Annotated in this window: 15 protein-coding genes and 1 tRNA gene; 6 read left to right on the forward strand and 10 right to left on the reverse strand. The window is 38.4% G+C overall.

Annotated features, from left to right (window positions below; genetic code table 11):
• Window positions 1-361: 361 nt before the first annotated feature.
• Window positions 362-730, reverse strand: a complete 369-nt coding sequence (locus tag WKF66_RS02205) for a hypothetical protein (protein WP_489672767.1) — start codon at window positions 728-730, stop codon at window positions 362-364.
• Window position 731: 1 nt separating this feature from the next.
• Window positions 732-980 carry a hypothetical protein gene (locus WKF66_RS02210; RefSeq protein ID WP_489672768.1) on the reverse strand — a complete coding sequence of 83 codons (249 nt, stop codon included), beginning with the start codon at window positions 978-980 and terminating at the stop codon, window positions 732-734.
• Between the two features lie 115 nt (window positions 981-1095).
• On the opposite strand from WKF66_RS02210, the gene WKF66_RS02215 reads away from it, so the two are divergent.
• Window positions 1096-1311 carry a helix-turn-helix domain-containing protein gene (locus WKF66_RS02215; RefSeq protein ID WP_489672769.1) on the forward strand — a complete coding sequence of 72 codons (216 nt, stop codon included), beginning with the start codon at window positions 1096-1098 and terminating at the stop codon, window positions 1309-1311.
• Window positions 1312-1487: 176 nt separating this feature from the next.
• Here WKF66_RS02215 and WKF66_RS02220 read toward each other — a convergent pair whose 3' ends face one another.
• From WKF66_RS02220 to WKF66_RS02240, 5 genes are all read right to left on the reverse strand, one after another.
• On the reverse strand, window positions 1488-2003 hold the full coding sequence (locus WKF66_RS02220; RefSeq protein ID WP_489672770.1) for a hypothetical protein: 516 nt from the start codon (window positions 2001-2003) through the stop codon (window positions 1488-1490).
• Between the two features lie 511 nt (window positions 2004-2514).
• Complete coding sequence (locus tag WKF66_RS02225) at window positions 2515-4296, reverse strand: hypothetical protein (RefSeq protein ID WP_489672771.1); 1782 nt, start codon at window positions 4294-4296, stop codon at window positions 2515-2517.
• Between the two features lie 101 nt (window positions 4297-4397).
• Window positions 4398-4850, reverse strand: coding sequence for a hypothetical protein (locus WKF66_RS02230; RefSeq protein ID WP_489672772.1), 453 nt, complete (start codon window positions 4848-4850; stop codon window positions 4398-4400).
• Window positions 4851-4966: 116 nt separating this feature from the next.
• Window positions 4967-5269 (reverse strand): hypothetical protein, encoded by a 303-nt coding sequence (locus WKF66_RS02235; RefSeq protein WP_489672773.1) that lies wholly within the window; start codon window positions 5267-5269, stop codon window positions 4967-4969.
• A gap of 68 nt (window positions 5270-5337) precedes the next feature.
• A complete protein-coding gene (locus WKF66_RS02240; protein WP_489672774.1) occupies window positions 5338-5919 on the reverse strand; it encodes a hypothetical protein in 582 nt (193 codons plus the stop codon).
• 295 nt (window positions 5920-6214) lie between these two features.
• Here WKF66_RS02240 and WKF66_RS02245 point away from each other — a divergent pair.
• Window positions 6215-6289, forward strand: a tRNA-Arg gene (locus WKF66_RS02245).
• 217 nt (window positions 6290-6506) lie between these two features.
• Window positions 6507-6743, forward strand: a complete 237-nt coding sequence (locus WKF66_RS02250; RefSeq protein ID WP_489672775.1) for an Arm DNA-binding domain-containing protein — start codon at window positions 6507-6509, stop codon at window positions 6741-6743.
• A 67-nt stretch (window positions 6744-6810) separates the two neighbouring features.
• Here WKF66_RS02250 and WKF66_RS02255 read toward each other — a convergent pair whose 3' ends face one another.
• Complete coding sequence (locus tag WKF66_RS02255; RefSeq protein ID WP_489672776.1) at window positions 6811-7068, reverse strand: hypothetical protein; 258 nt, start codon at window positions 7066-7068, stop codon at window positions 6811-6813.
• 235 nt (window positions 7069-7303) lie between these two features.
• On the opposite strand from WKF66_RS02255, the gene WKF66_RS02260 reads away from it, so the two are divergent.
• From WKF66_RS02260 to WKF66_RS02270, 3 genes are all read left to right on the forward strand, one after another.
• Window positions 7304-9727, forward strand: a complete 2424-nt coding sequence (locus WKF66_RS02260; protein ID WP_489672777.1) for a glycoside hydrolase family 2 TIM barrel-domain containing protein — start codon at window positions 7304-7306, stop codon at window positions 9725-9727.
• 318 nt (window positions 9728-10045) lie between these two features.
• A complete protein-coding gene (locus WKF66_RS02265) occupies window positions 10046-10336 on the forward strand; it encodes a helix-turn-helix domain-containing protein (protein ID WP_489672778.1) in 291 nt (96 codons plus the stop codon).
• Window positions 10336-11595, forward strand: a complete 1260-nt coding sequence (locus tag WKF66_RS02270; protein ID WP_489672779.1) for a type II toxin-antitoxin system HipA family toxin — start codon at window positions 10336-10338, stop codon at window positions 11593-11595. Before WKF66_RS02265 ends, WKF66_RS02270 begins: the two co-directional genes overlap by 1 nt.
• A 52-nt stretch (window positions 11596-11647) precedes the next feature.
• Here the strand turns inward: WKF66_RS02270 and WKF66_RS02275 are convergent, their stop codons facing one another.
• Together WKF66_RS02275 and WKF66_RS02280 are read right to left on the reverse strand one after the other, a co-directional pair.
• Window positions 11648-12976, reverse strand: coding sequence for a T9SS type B sorting domain-containing protein (locus WKF66_RS02275; RefSeq protein ID WP_489672780.1), 1329 nt, complete (start codon window positions 12974-12976; stop codon window positions 11648-11650).
• Window positions 12927-14456 carry a hypothetical protein gene (locus WKF66_RS02280; protein ID WP_489672781.1) on the reverse strand — a complete coding sequence of 510 codons (1530 nt, stop codon included), beginning with the start codon at window positions 14454-14456 and terminating at the stop codon, window positions 12927-12929. The genes WKF66_RS02275 and WKF66_RS02280 overlap by 50 nt, the downstream gene beginning before the upstream one ends.
• Window positions 14457-14566 lie beyond the last annotated feature (110 nt).

Below are 14566 nucleotides of genomic sequence, written 5' to 3' on the forward strand. Positions count from 1 at the left end.
TCACAACTGACCACTTGTATTCGGATTTATCCGGCAGATCAACGGTTGATACATCTTCTTTCTTCCTTTTACCAAAAATCCATAATAGTAAAATACAGGTGAAAAGTATTAGTGGGTAATAGACAATGTCCATTTTACCATCTAAAGATTATTGCCATCAGTATAAATGCAATTGCAACTGTCAAGAATAAAGACCAGCCAACACTGTTAGTTATTCCTTGGAGAATGCTAAATAAAAATAATAGTACTCCAATTACAATAGTCGCAACAATTGTATATCCCAAATAAGCTAGTCCTATATCAACTAAGGTGCAGGAGCTCATCATGCACGATATCAGGAATAGTGCTATGAGTTTGATTTTCATAAATTGTTGACCTCCGTTGTAATAGAATTTAGTATACCTATTATAGCTCCTAAGATCCAAGTAGCAAAGCCTATATAGCATATAGCTTTTGATATCGGGTTGCTCATAAATCCGTTTGTGGTTTCCAAATCTGCTCCAGGTATCATCATGCCTATAAAAAATGTTATAATCATAGAAAGTGTCGTTGACATCAAGAATGCACTCAAGAACGCTGCTATTCTTAGATCTGGTATTCTTAGAAAATCGGCAGTCTGTTTTGCGATTGGTTCATCAACCATAAATAACCCACCTACCATAGTTAAGATAATACAGACAATTACAACTATAATTCCTCGTGCCTTAGTGGCTTTGTTGTAAGTATCCATCTTATTTTAAATCTGACGGTTTCACCCACACAACTGAATCACGATCGGATTTAGGTCTGTGTATGTTCTCTGGAAAATAGACTTGCCCATTAGGACTTTTTATCATTTCAACAGGGACTTCATATACTTGTTGAACCTTTTGAGCTTGCGGTTGAATGTTGTCAGTTTGGGTAGTCTCTTTGTTCTTTTCTTGACAACTGGATAATGAAGTAATTGCAAACAATGCAATGTAGAGTGTTCTTGTATTCATACGTTAATTTTGTTTAGGTAAAAATAATAAATACTTAGTTATTACTAAGTAAGGCTTGCTAATTTATTTTCGTCTTTAGGGTGTGATTAAAAACACTGTTAAAACTGAGGTAGAAATGTTTGTGATTAATAAGGCAAAGACCTTTAGAGAGCAAGCAAAACTATCTCAATCTGAGCTAGCTTTTAAGCTTGGAGTATCAAACGGTTTTGTAGGGCAAGTTGAAAGCATGAAATCTGCTTCTAAATACAATCTAAATCATATTGATAAACTCGCGATAATCTTCAAGTGCTCGCCTAAAGATTTTTTGCCCGCAAATCCAATAAATAAGTAAAAGGCTCCGAAGAGCCCCTTTCTCGTTTACTAATTCTTTGTCTTCTGTAATTCGTAATGTAGATTATGTTGTATGCATGATATAACAAAGAATCGATCACTTGCTATACCTTGTCTTATTTCGCAACACAATTTACTTACTTAAAAGAAAAGTAAAAGGCTCCGAAGAGCCCTATACTAGTTGACTGGCTCCTTTTCTTCAGTTGTTACTGTTGAAGTTTCCGTGTCACCATCAACCACTCTGCGATAAAAGAAATTCTGAATGTTGGTAGGAGTGTAGTTCACCCGGAGCGCATATTGGATACCTTCAGTTTCAACTTCAGACTGTGTAACCTTGAATGCGGTTCTTAGTAAAGAGTTGGTAAGGTTGTTTCCTAACTTGGTTAAGCTTACCTCATCCAGATCCACAAATATAAATAGCCTTCCATCCTTGTTTGTAGAAAGGGTTATATTCCAGAAATGATTGATAAATTCCCTTACCACTGTAGTATTCTGAGGATCCTTTGTGTGTTCCACCTTTACCCAGGTTCTGAATTTTGGTAAATCAAACCGTTTCATCAGTTCGATTGCTGCTTTGGTAATTAGGTCATAGGCTTTTGTAACCTCATCATTTGTTGATTGCAATTCAGTTGTAATCATAACGAACTGAGTTTTGGCTCCTTGAGCTTTTCTTGATTTTGTTGTTGTGTTCATGTTATTTAAGTTTTAAAGTGAAATTTGTGTATATGAAGAAAGCCTGCATTTTTTAGGTGCAGGCTGTTGTTTTTTGTAAATGGAAGATAGGTTGCTGGGTTGGGTAAAGTCTATTCTGAACGATTGAAAATCCCGGTGCCGCAAATTCTGTCGTGCTGGTCTATTCCAGTTGAAAATAGTTTTTAGGTATATGGAAGTTCGGCCTTCTGTTACAAAAACTGCCTATTTGCTGGTAGTGTCTTGCTTTCTTTACAGAAAGGTTTTCACTATATAATTCATTCCCCAAGATCAAGACTACGGGGGCATGTTCTGATATACCGTTGTCGGTGGACTTACGGGCAGCACAGATATATCTGGTATAAAAAATTATAAAAAATTTAAAACCCCAACCGTTAGGTGGGGTTTTAAATCAACTGTTCAGTGCGCCTCAAATGACCTATTATTTTGTTTTCATTAGAACTGAAAATGGACAGTATTTTTCAAGGGTTTATATCTTGATTTTTACTGTCTTTTATCTGGCAAATTTGCATGAATAGATCCTGTATCCTTTTTCTGTATAACCCTTGATTGATGTGCGAGAACTTACTTCGAAGTATTCCTTCAAAAGTTCTATTGTAGGTAAAAGGTTAAGGCCATAACTTTGAATTGCCGCAGCTAATCTTTTCTTAAGTACACTAGTAGGTCCAGCGTAATTATCTTGAAATTCCGATTGCAATGCGTTAATGAAGCCAAAATCTGACTTTGCATCGTTCTTTCGCTTTTGCTTAACAGCATCCTTAATTTGCTTTTTAGAATAACTGTTTTTTGATAGCTCTTGAGCACCTAGAACGTAGTATCCTTCAACTATTTCTGGAAAAATCATCCTTAATTCATTAATTACTTCGCTTGCATTATTTATTGAGTAGGCTTCGCGTTCTGCTTGCTCCAACTTTTCTAAAGCACCGATTAGCTTAGATGTTAACTCTTTAATGCTAGAGTTTGATGAGGATTTAGGATCTTCTTTGTCCGAGTAGAAAAACACCTCTTTTTGAATTGATGGTAGGAAATGACTACTGCAATAGGCTTCATGCCACGCTGAACTATTATGAAACAGATGTTTCACCGTCTCTTCGTACATAAAATTGTCTACCATAAAATGATTTGTAGACCCGTCTTCACTTATAAAGGTTGAGTATTTTACTAGTTGCAGCGCTTCGTTTAACGTATCAAAAGCTCCAGGATTGGTAGTTGAGTTACGCAATGTTCTAATTAAGTTGTAACTTTCTTCACATCCTTCCAAATAGCTTTTGGCTTGTTCCGGAGTCTTAGTAGAAATATTCTGATCGAAGTTAGATATTGCGATGACCTCTTTCACCCCGTTACGAAACCTGCCAACGATTTGAACTGCATCACCATAAGGATCAATAGCTGTATGATAAGCTATATTAAGGTTGGTTACCATCACAACTGTCGGCATTAAATCCATAAATATATCAACTGCACTGTTAAACCTACTGGTGAAAAAGTTGTACTTTGCAAAATTGTCAGTAAGGTTTTCAAATGATCTATTGGAGCCGAACGCAGCTAGTTCCTTAGCTTTTTTCTTTGAGCAATAAATGTTGCTATCCTCAGCAATTCCAAGATCCTTTATAATTGCTGCAATGCCTTGTATGGAATTTAAAAAAATGCACACGCATTCCTCATCACAATTACTAAGGAAATTTTTTAAGCTCATTGAGACATTGTTTGTTTCAATCAGTTTTATCAGCTTCTGATAGTTATGATCCGGTTCTATAATCAGACATTCAAAATTATGCTGTAAAAATCTTGGATCTGATGGAATAACCGCTGTAGCTGAAATAAATGCTTTATTTTTAAATTTAAAAAAGTCATCCATTGGAAGAATAATTGTCTCCCTATATCCAACATCTTTCATTGTACGATCGCACTCGTCAAACAGAATAAAATAAGTACTGTACAAGTCTATGTCTAGGTTTGCAGCTGCCTCTAAAACCTTATAAAAGGATTCCGGTGTTACCAAGAATTTTTTAACAGGGTAGCTTTCGTTTGACATATACTGCATAATGTGGGACACATCAATCCCTTCAAATACGCCCATTATACCCTTTTGTTTTTTACCCTTAATTACAGGGACATTTGGCTCCAGAATAATAGAGTTTCTTTCGGTGTTTAATTCTAAATAAGTAGCACCAATTCCTGTTTTCTTTTTCCATACTACTGTATTAGTAGGGATTTCGTTGATTATCTCACTCAAGTACTGATATTCAGTAATATATAATTTCTTTTGTATCATTATTTTATGCGTAGTGATTCCTTTGCAGGATCATTTGAAAATATGTTGCTTGTTTTTTATAAGGAGAGCAGATCTGCTCTCCTTATTTTAATTTTAAAGCCCTATTGTGATATGGCTTCTTTGTACAATTGCTCTAGGTTAGTTTGAACGCTGTATTCACCTCTTAAGTAGCCGTGAAGTAAATCATCAAGGCCTTCAAAGTTGTTTACTCTCATTTCAATTAAACCAGTTCTGCTAAAAAGCTTGATCCAGTAGTATTCTATCCCATTTTTGTCTGTAGATGGAAAACCGGAAGTGTTAATTTTTACACCTTCTTTCATGTAATTTAGAAGGGTATTCACCCCACGAATCTGGTCCGTAGGCGATTCCTTAACCAATCTAATAATCACATCTGTAGACAATACTCCCATTTCACCATTTTCGATAATCATGGTTTTAGCGTCTAATAACGTTTTTGTGTCAGCTAAATGCGAGCTAACTTCTTTAGCTGATTGATCTCTTTCAGCTTTAATCTGACTGATAAAAAGATCTTCTTCTTTTTTAAAATTTTTCATTTTCTTGTTATCTTGTCTTTTAGTATCTCACAAACGAATGCTTTGATAGGACTTGATGATGCGAAGAAACAGCCTTAGGAAATGAAGCATGAAAAAAAGAAATTTGATTTAGTGCATCAGTCTGGGAGGGCTTTAAAGGCGGATTTATTTTTCATTTCTTCTTTAGAAAAACTTTTTTTTAGCTTAAGCTTAATAAAGCCACCTTTTCTTTTTCTCCCTGCATCCCTTATATGAAGTGCAATAGATCTAGGGTCGTTAAGACTAATAATTTTTGAGAAGTCCATTAATCCAAATAGAGAAAGGATGCTAAAGATAATTACGCAATAGCTAGCTTTAATTTCAGCGTCTTTTCTATTAACAGTTTCTGTCTGCAGGTATTCTTTGAGCATGGTTATAACGAAACAAGTGAATTCTTTCATGACAACTTGAGCTTCGTCACTTGTTGTTTCTAAAATTGCATTAATAAGATTATTGATTTCTTTAGCATTTAGAATCTCACCTTGTCACTACTGAACTCCTTTGTACTGGGAAATTGCTGTAGATAATTTATACGATTCTTTATAAGAGGCTTTAATAATGAAATTTTTTCTGAATGTCCTTCAAGTTCAACTCTTAACCCGGGAATGTCTTTACCATTGTGCCTATGCTTTAATACAATTTGAATCGCATCATTTTCAGGTTCCTCTAAGAGGCTAACTAAAACATGCAGTTCTTGGAGGTCTTTAAGTATACGCTGGTGAATATTCAATTGATTGTCGGATATGTGATCTTTCCAACCACCCAGCTCAATATTAATGGCATTCTGAACCATAGCAAGCATATTGTCTGCATGAATCTTATTTAAACCATATAGCTCAGTAATTTCGTAATACCTAAAAGTGGGAAGTAATTGATCTGATTCAACATCAGAAACTAGGTATAAATTTAGTGAAGTATGAAAGCCCGGAACCGGATCATTGTCAATATTGCTAAATCTATTGTAAGCATCAGATGAGGGATGATATTTTTTGATGACTTCAAGGTCAGCAGAAACAGAAAGTTCAATATTAGTTAAATTATAGTGACTCATTTACGAAAATACAGATATCGAATGTAAAAGGGCTTTAAAAATTAACGACAGGATAGTGAGATTTTATGTTTCTTTACTTACCTGCCTTTTACACTTATTATATTGTATTGTGTGTGGTAATTTTGAGTCAGTAGATGAGTCAAAATGATTGAAAATACGTTTATATGAACGTTTTTTATTCTTATATTTGCCGCAGTTAAATAATGTTTTACAAGACGATATTTAGCGTTTTTACAGGTTAAGTGCCTGATTGATAGCAACATTTTAAGCTTAGCTTTATTGGCGATTGAATATTGGTCCCGTAGTTCAACGGATAGAATAGAAGTTTCCTAAACTTTAGATATGAGTTCGATTCTCGTCGGGACCACCAAAGCACTCATCGAGTGCTTTTTTTGTTTAGAATCGCCTTCCAGGCCATTTTTCGAATAAAAGCATATCATATTGTATAGATTAAAACAGGCCATTCGGTTACCTGTTTTGTTTTTATAACTTGGTAACCAAATCCGCTTTAATTGGTTGATAAGAAGTGTTTTTGTAAAGAGTGCTGGCGCTACAAAGATCCAATAATCACTTAAAAACGAACCATTATGGTTACCAAAAAGAATCTGTCCGTTTTAGTATGGCTATGCCGCAACAAGAAAAGCAAGAAATCGGGGTTGGTACCGATCTATCTTCGTATAACGATTAACAGTGAAAGTGATGAGTTATCCTCAGGGAGAAAGACACTTGAATCTGTCTGGGATAACGAAAGGAAAAAGGTTGTCGGTGATGGCCGCAAATTCACGAAGTTAATGACCGAATCTCTCAGATCCAGACAGATCTGAAAAGGCGCTGTGTCGTGCTGGACGCAATGTATACACTTGTCACACCGCAGATGCTCAAAAATGTATATCATGGTTTACCAGCGATGACTGAGAAAGAATTGAAGTGTAAGAATAAGGAATTAACTCTCATCGAAGCGGCAGACCGACACATTTCATTTGTAGGGAAATGGTAGAACGGAACAAGCTTGCCGTTTGGTACACTAAAGACATTCAAAACGACCCGAATTTTACTGTTGACTATTATTACCGTATGTCCCATCATAATCAACTCTTTCGTGAGGGGTTTTCCAATATGCCCTATCAAACCTGTAATAACGATATTCATGGTTCCTTTTTTAGTTAATCACAAAGGTGCAGCAAGGCAATTGAGCACAAGTAACCAAATTCCAGAAGGTAGTAACTAGATTAAGGTGATTATTGGTAAGCTAACACTATAGTGGAATCCTTCAGGATTCAGAACTATTGGTAAAAATTGAGTTTATAAATTGATCTATTATGCGAAATCATTTGCTTACTTAAATGTTTAAGATATATTAGTACATAACCTTTTATAAACCAACATGAAAAAAATATGTTACCTGTTGATCCTGATTAGTATATCAGGCTTCTCACAGGCTCAAAGTAGTCGCTCGGTCTTAGATTTTGATCAGAACTGGACGTTCAACCTGGGCGATGTACCCGATGCTAAGAACGCTGATTTCAAAGATGCCAGCTGGCGGAAATTAGATTTACCTCACGACTGGAGCATAGAGGGGGAATTCAAAAAAGAAAATCCGGCTACTGTAGAAGGTGGCGCATTGCCAGGCGGTATAGGCTGGTATCGTAAAACCTTTACGATACCGCAAACTGATAAAGGTAAATTGGTTTATATTGCTTTCGACGGTGTCTATCAGAAAAGCGATGTGTGGATAAACGGACATCATTTAGGTTACCGACCAAACGGCTATATCAGTTTCAGATATGAACTTACGCCCTATTTAAATTATGATGGAAAAGCCAATGTGATAGCTGTGAAGGCTGATAATTCTTTACAGCCAAACTCACGCTGGTATTCTGGTTCTGGCATTTATCGCCATGTATGGCTGATCAGCACCAACAAAATTGCCGTTAACCATTGGGGTACTTTTGTTACTACACCAAAGGTAAGCGCTAGTCATGCCGATGTTACTCTGAGCGTGAGCATAAAAAACGTAGAAGGCAATACTAAACTAGCCACCATTATCAGCAGCATTTACGCGAATGGTAAGGTAGTAAAAAGCAACACCCTTAAAGTCGTGAATTTAAAGGATACGGTGACTACTGTGAACCAGAATTTTGTTGTAGATAACCCTGTATTATGGTCTGTCAACACGCCCTTCCTATATAAAGTACAAACTAAAATATTGATTAATAATGTGTTGGTTGATCAGTATGAAACACCGCTTGGTATTAGGTATTTTAATTTTGATGTAGATAAAGGATTTAGTCTGAACGGTGTTTCCATGAAGATAAACGGCGTTTGTCAACATCACGATTTGGGCGCTCTCGGCACAGCCTTTAACGTGCATGCGCTGGAAAGGCAGTTCAAAATCCTAAAGGAAATGGGTGTTAATGCAATTAGGACCTCTCACAACCCACCAGCACCTGAGTTTTTAGACCTTGCAGATCGCATGGGCTTTATCATTATGGACGAAGCATTCGACGTATGGCAAATTCATAAAAGGCCTCAATTTGACTCCCATCTTTTTTTTAACGAATGGCACAAACGCGATCTGGTAGATCAGATCATGCGCGACAGGAACCATCCTTCGGTGATGATATGGAGTATTGGGAATGAAATACCTGAGCAAAGAGATACCAGCGCGACACGTATCTCTCGTGAGCTTGCTGGTACTATCCACGAACTGGACACGACAAGGCCAATCACGACAGGCAATAACGAACCTGGTACCGGCAATAAAATTGTGGAATCCGGCGCGGTTGACCTTTTAGGCTACAATTACCACAACGATAAACTGGCAAATTTTCAGAAGGATTACCCAGGTAAAAAATTTATTGGTACTGAAACTGCCTCAGCGCTGGAAAGCCGCGGTGTATACAATACATCGCCCGATACGATTCAACGCTGGCCTGGAGGCATGGTAATAGATGGCAAAAGGGTAAGAAGACCCATGAATGCCGATAATACCGTTAACGCATATGATAATATATCTGCACCCTGGGGTTATACCCATGAGGAAACGTTGAAAATATATAAAAAATACGCTTTTCTATCTGGCCAGTTCGTCTGGACCGGGTTTGATTATATAGGCGAACCATGGCCTTACCAATGGCCATCCCGCAGCTCATACTTCGGGATAGTAGATCTTGCTGGATTCCCTAAGGATGTTTATTATTTGTACCAGGGCGAATGGACCAATAAAACAGTGCTTCATATATTACCGCACTGGAATTGGGAAGCGGGTAAAGTTGTTGATGTATGGGCCTATTATAGTAATGCCGATGAGGTGGAACTGTTTTTAAACGGCAAATCATTAGGTACAAAATCAAAACAGGGTGAGAATCTTCACATCGCCTGGAAAGTAAACTATGAGCCGGGTACACTGAAAGCTGTATCACGCAAAAATGGAAAGGTGGTGTTGACTACCGAAGTCAAAACTGCAGGAGCACCAGCCAGAATAGAACTAAGTGCAGATAGGAATAGTATACTTTCAAATGATCATGATCTATCTTATATCACTGTTAAAATTGTAGATAAGAATGGTATCATGGTGCCTAATGCTGATAATGATGTCAAATTCAGCTTATCAGGAGCGGATAGTTTCCTTGCAGGTGTTGATAACGGAAGCCAAACTAGCCACGAATCGTTTAAAGCAGATCACCGTAAAGCATTTAATGGTTTGGCCCTTGCAATTATTGGCGCTAAGAATAAACCGGGTAAAGTGAAGATAACAGCAACTTCCGGAGGCTTACCTGCTGCATCTTTGTCAATTACTATAAAATAAACCCGGTGGCGATATACTTTCTGATAACCATTGCACAGGAGGTTGCTTTAAGCCCATTTCTATTTCTTTAGCGGGAGACTTGTCTATAATCTAGGCTCCCGCATTTAGATTGTTTAAATAGTAGACGAAAACCTACTATCTTTTTTCTAAATAGCAGGCATTATGTTCGTTTTCATTTAAGAGGCTTAGACCTAACAATATTTTTTACAATATTATCAGCCAGTTTAGGCACCTTATGGAGGTCTAATAATTACTATATAACCAAGATGGATATTATTATATCTATTTTGGTTATATTTGGATATAATAATATCCATTATGAAGTCAAGGAAGGTTGTGGTATTTCCCAAGTATCAAAAAATTTGGGATCAGCTTGGTGAAAATATCAAGCTGGCCAGAAAACGCAGGAAACTGACTGCCATTCAGCTTGCTGAACGTGCTGCTATTGAAAGGGTAACCCTTCGGAAAATAGAGCGAGGTGACCCTAGTGTGTCTATGGGTGCATATTTCAATGTACTTAGAGCATTGAAGTTACAGGAGGATTTCCTTAGACTTGCTGTCGATGATGAACTTGGTAGAAAACTTCAGGACTTAGATTTGTTAACCTGATGGCAGCAACGAAAACAGACATCTGGGTTTATGCTCATTGGAAGGGTATGAGTGCCCCAAAATGCATAGGTGTAATATCTGCACAGCAAAGTAAAGGGAGCCGAATATTCGGTTTTGAGTACGATAATGACTGGTTAAGGTCAGATCAATTATTCTTACTTGATCCCGAAATTGAATTATACTCAGGAACTCAATATCCGGATAAAAGAGACAACTTTGGTGTATTTATGGATTCAATGCCCGATACATGGGGGAGAAAACTTATGCTTCGTCGTGCTGCACAAATGGCTCTCTTAGAAGGAGAGTCGATAGCAAAACTATATGAGATCGATTTCTTGTTGGGCGTGCATGATATCTCAAGAATGGGTGCACTCCGATTCAAATTGGATCCTAACGGTCCTTTTTTAGATGACAATAAAGATAATCCAACCCCACCAATAACGCATTTGCGAGAGCTGGAGGCCAGTGTTAAAGCATATGAAGAGGATGAGGATGTGAAAAATGGGAATGAATGGATTCCAATTCTTTTTGCGCCGGGATCATCGTTAGGTGGAGCTCGGCCAAAAGCAAATGTTATTGACTTAAATGGTCACCTATGTATTGCAAAGTTTCCCTCAAAAGCCGACACAATTGACAAAGCAGCATGGGAATACCTGGCTTACGAGCTGGCCTGCAGAGCAGGAATTAATATGCCTATTTGCGCTCTTGAAAAAGTAAGGGGCCCATATCATACATTTTTATCGAGACGGTTTGATAGGGAAGCAGAGCAACGGATTCATTTCGCATCAGCAATGACCATGACTGGGAACAGTGAAGATACCATTAGAGATGTCACTCCAAGTTACCTTGAAATAGCAGAATTTATACAAAATTATGGTTCTAACATAGTGGAGGACTTACAGCAATTGTGGAGGCGGATAGTGTTTCATATGGCGATCTCCAATACAGATGATCATTTTAGAAACCACGGATTTCTGCTGGAAGAAAAGGGTTGGAGATTATCCCCCGCCTATGATATTAATCCATCGATAGATAAAAATGGGCTGGCTTTAAATGTTGATATGCATAATAACGCGCTGGATTTCGAGCTTGCTAAAAGTGTTGGTCAATTTTTTCAGCTTAATAAAGATCAGATGGATAAAATTATCCAAGAAATCATTATGGTAGTGGAGGATTGGCGGTCATTAGCATCTAAACTGGGGATATCACGCGCAGATCAAGAGACCATGTCTCCCGCATTTAGATTAGTTACAGGATAGCAGAATTTGTAGATGATTGTTTTCTGCTCAATCATAGGCGCTGCTGCAATTATTACTTGATCAGGGAGATATAGCCCGATAAGCGTTTCTGGTCATAATTGTTGAGTTCAATTATATAGTAATAGGTACCGGTTGGCAGAGGCTTACCATTATGAGTGCCATCCCAAGGTTTTAAATGCGCCAGGCTTTCGAATACTTGTTGACCGTTGCGGTTGAAAATTGTCAATATGCTTTGCTTAAAGGTGTCTAAGCCGGGAATGTTCAAAATATCATTAATACCATCGCCATTCGGTGAAAAAGCATTGGGGATTATTAATTTCTCGTCCACAGCGATAGCTACTTCATCACTCACTACAAAACATCCGTTTGCCGATGCTACCGTAAGCCGGTAGGTGATATCGTTGGTGGGGTTTGCCATTGGGTTAGCAATAGAAGGGTTATCAAGATACGTCGCCGGTGTCCAACTGTATGTAGCGCCTTCTGCATCGCCAACCTGGGCATTTAGCTGCACTTTGTCGCCATTCTTTATTGCCTTGTCAGCGCCAGCGTTTACCGTTGGCTTGTTTACTACGGTTACTTTCACCTGTAACGAAGTACTGCAATTACCATTAAAAATCATCACCGTGTAGTTTGTGGTTGTAGTTGGGGCAGCTTTTGGCGATGCAATATCTGTTCCGGAGAGGCCTGCAGCGGGCGACCACGAGTATCGAATGCCACCGGTAGCAGTTAGCGTTACGGCATTGCCTATACAAACTGTCTGTTCGGCCGATACTGTCGGTATAGGCCCAGAAATAATAGTAATTGTAACTGTATTACTTGGTGTGCCAATATTGCAGGGTATGTTTGTGATCAGTCGACGGTAATAAGTAGTGACACCAACCGATTGTGGGTCATATTCTTTTGCTGTGGCGCCGTTAATATTAGTAAAGTTAATATTATCTGTTGACTGCTGCCATTGGTAATCAACAACACCAACTGCTTTCGGCACAGACCCGCGAAGCAAACCAGCATCACCAGCATTGCAAAAACTGATCACAGCCGGAGCGGTAATCGTGTTAAGCGTTGCGGATTCTAAAAGGGTAAGTGTAACTACATTGCTAACATTTGGCACCGCACATTCCGATGTAACTAGTCTGCGGCGGTAATAGGTTGATGCAGATATTACCGGTGGATCAAAATCTTTTGATACTGCGTCTGTAATATCTGTAAAGGTTTTATTATTCAATGATTGCTGCCATTGGTAAGTGTAATTATCACCGACGGGTATGCTACCGGTGATAAGACCCGGATCAACGCCAGGGCAAATATCGGTAACTGGTGTGGTTGCCGTGTTATTCGTAATCGGTTTTTCTATTGTAGGCGTGTAGCGTACAATAAACATATCTGCAAAGCCACTTCTGGGGTTCAGCCATGTTTTTAGCCGTCATGCTATTGACCCCACATCCCGTACCGTTAAAATTAACAGTTGACTGAAACGCACCACTTACAACTATTTCCTTGCTGCGGTTTACAGTTACGTCCTGGAATCCATATTTCAAGAAGTCACCTCTAAAGTCAAGGTTAATGAAAGTACTGGGAGCGACAATACCCTCTATACGAAATGCCCATTGATAGTTGCCATTCTCGTCATAGTTAGCCAAAAGCATGGCAATCGTCCCGTCGGAATTGAGTTCGGATACAGACGGAGATGGATCAACATCAGCTTTTCCGGTAAAATTGCCGGTAAGGTATAAACTGTTATCTAGCCCGGTTGCCATTCCAGCGTTAAGCATAGTAGCACCTGAAGCACCAATACTTTTATGATACAATAAATTTCCGCCCGATGAATATTTTGCAATGAATATATCCTGAAATCCTTTAGCAGTTAGCGTTGGCGATACGCCAAGATCTATTTGATAGTTAAACGAACCATTAATATAAATGTTATCCTGACCATCTAAAGCCAACCTGACATTGTTCCTGGTTGTATTCGTATTAATGATCTTGATCCATTGTAAAATGCCGGCAGACGAATATTTAGCTAAAAACATAGCATTGTCTGCGGTAACATTAAAGGGCGTACCCAGTGGATTATAGTTAACCATACCGCTGGTGTAGCCTGACACAATAATATTATTGTCTTTATCGACTAATGTTTCTAACACTGAATTGCTAAATGGGCCTGTTGCTCCGAGATTAAATTTCCATATCACATTACCATTGGTATCATACTTTACTACCAAACCATCTACAGTTCCTTTGGCTGGAAAAATCCCCTCAACGTCTGGTGATCCCCCAAACGTATAAACAGCTACCAAGTTACCGGCGTCGTCGCTGGCCACATTATATCCTGTTTGTACATCCTGATATATAATAAGTCTGTTGGGGTCTACTGGTATATCTTTGCTGCCGCTTTCAATTAGTTTTTCCCATAACACGTTCCCACTGTTGTCAAGATGCAAAATAAAAGCATCAAGATAAAGGTTTACGTTGGTCAGCGCTTTGTTAGAAGATCTTTGGCCAATAACGGTGATGTCGCCGTTACGGTCAATGTCGAGGCCATTCCCAACACCCTTAAATGGCTTTACCCAAACAAGAGCACCAGCGACACTATATTTAGCAATAAAACCACTAAAATTTAATCGAAGGGTAGTTACGCCTGCTGAAGGATCGAAATCAAGTGTATTATATTGATCACTAAAATTGCCCGTCACATAAGTATTGCCTTGAGCATCAGATTTCATATCAGATGCATAGACATTAGCATCCGAGCCGCCAATATCTAACAACATACTAGGGGCTACAGGGACCTTTTGCCCAAACCCGCAAACAGGTAAAGTAAGCAGCAAAGCAAAAAAGTATAATAATTTATTGTAGCGCATGAGCTTGTTAATCTTCAAGTTAGAAATATTATTTCATTTAATGAATTATTTTTGGGGCCTAAACATCCGGCAGGGGGTTATACGAGTTTTATTCTAGTTAGCTATCGGCT

The organism is Pedobacter sp. (assembly GCF_037719805.1).
Taxonomy (GTDB): domain Bacteria; phylum Bacteroidota; class Bacteroidia; order Sphingobacteriales; family Sphingobacteriaceae; genus Pedobacter.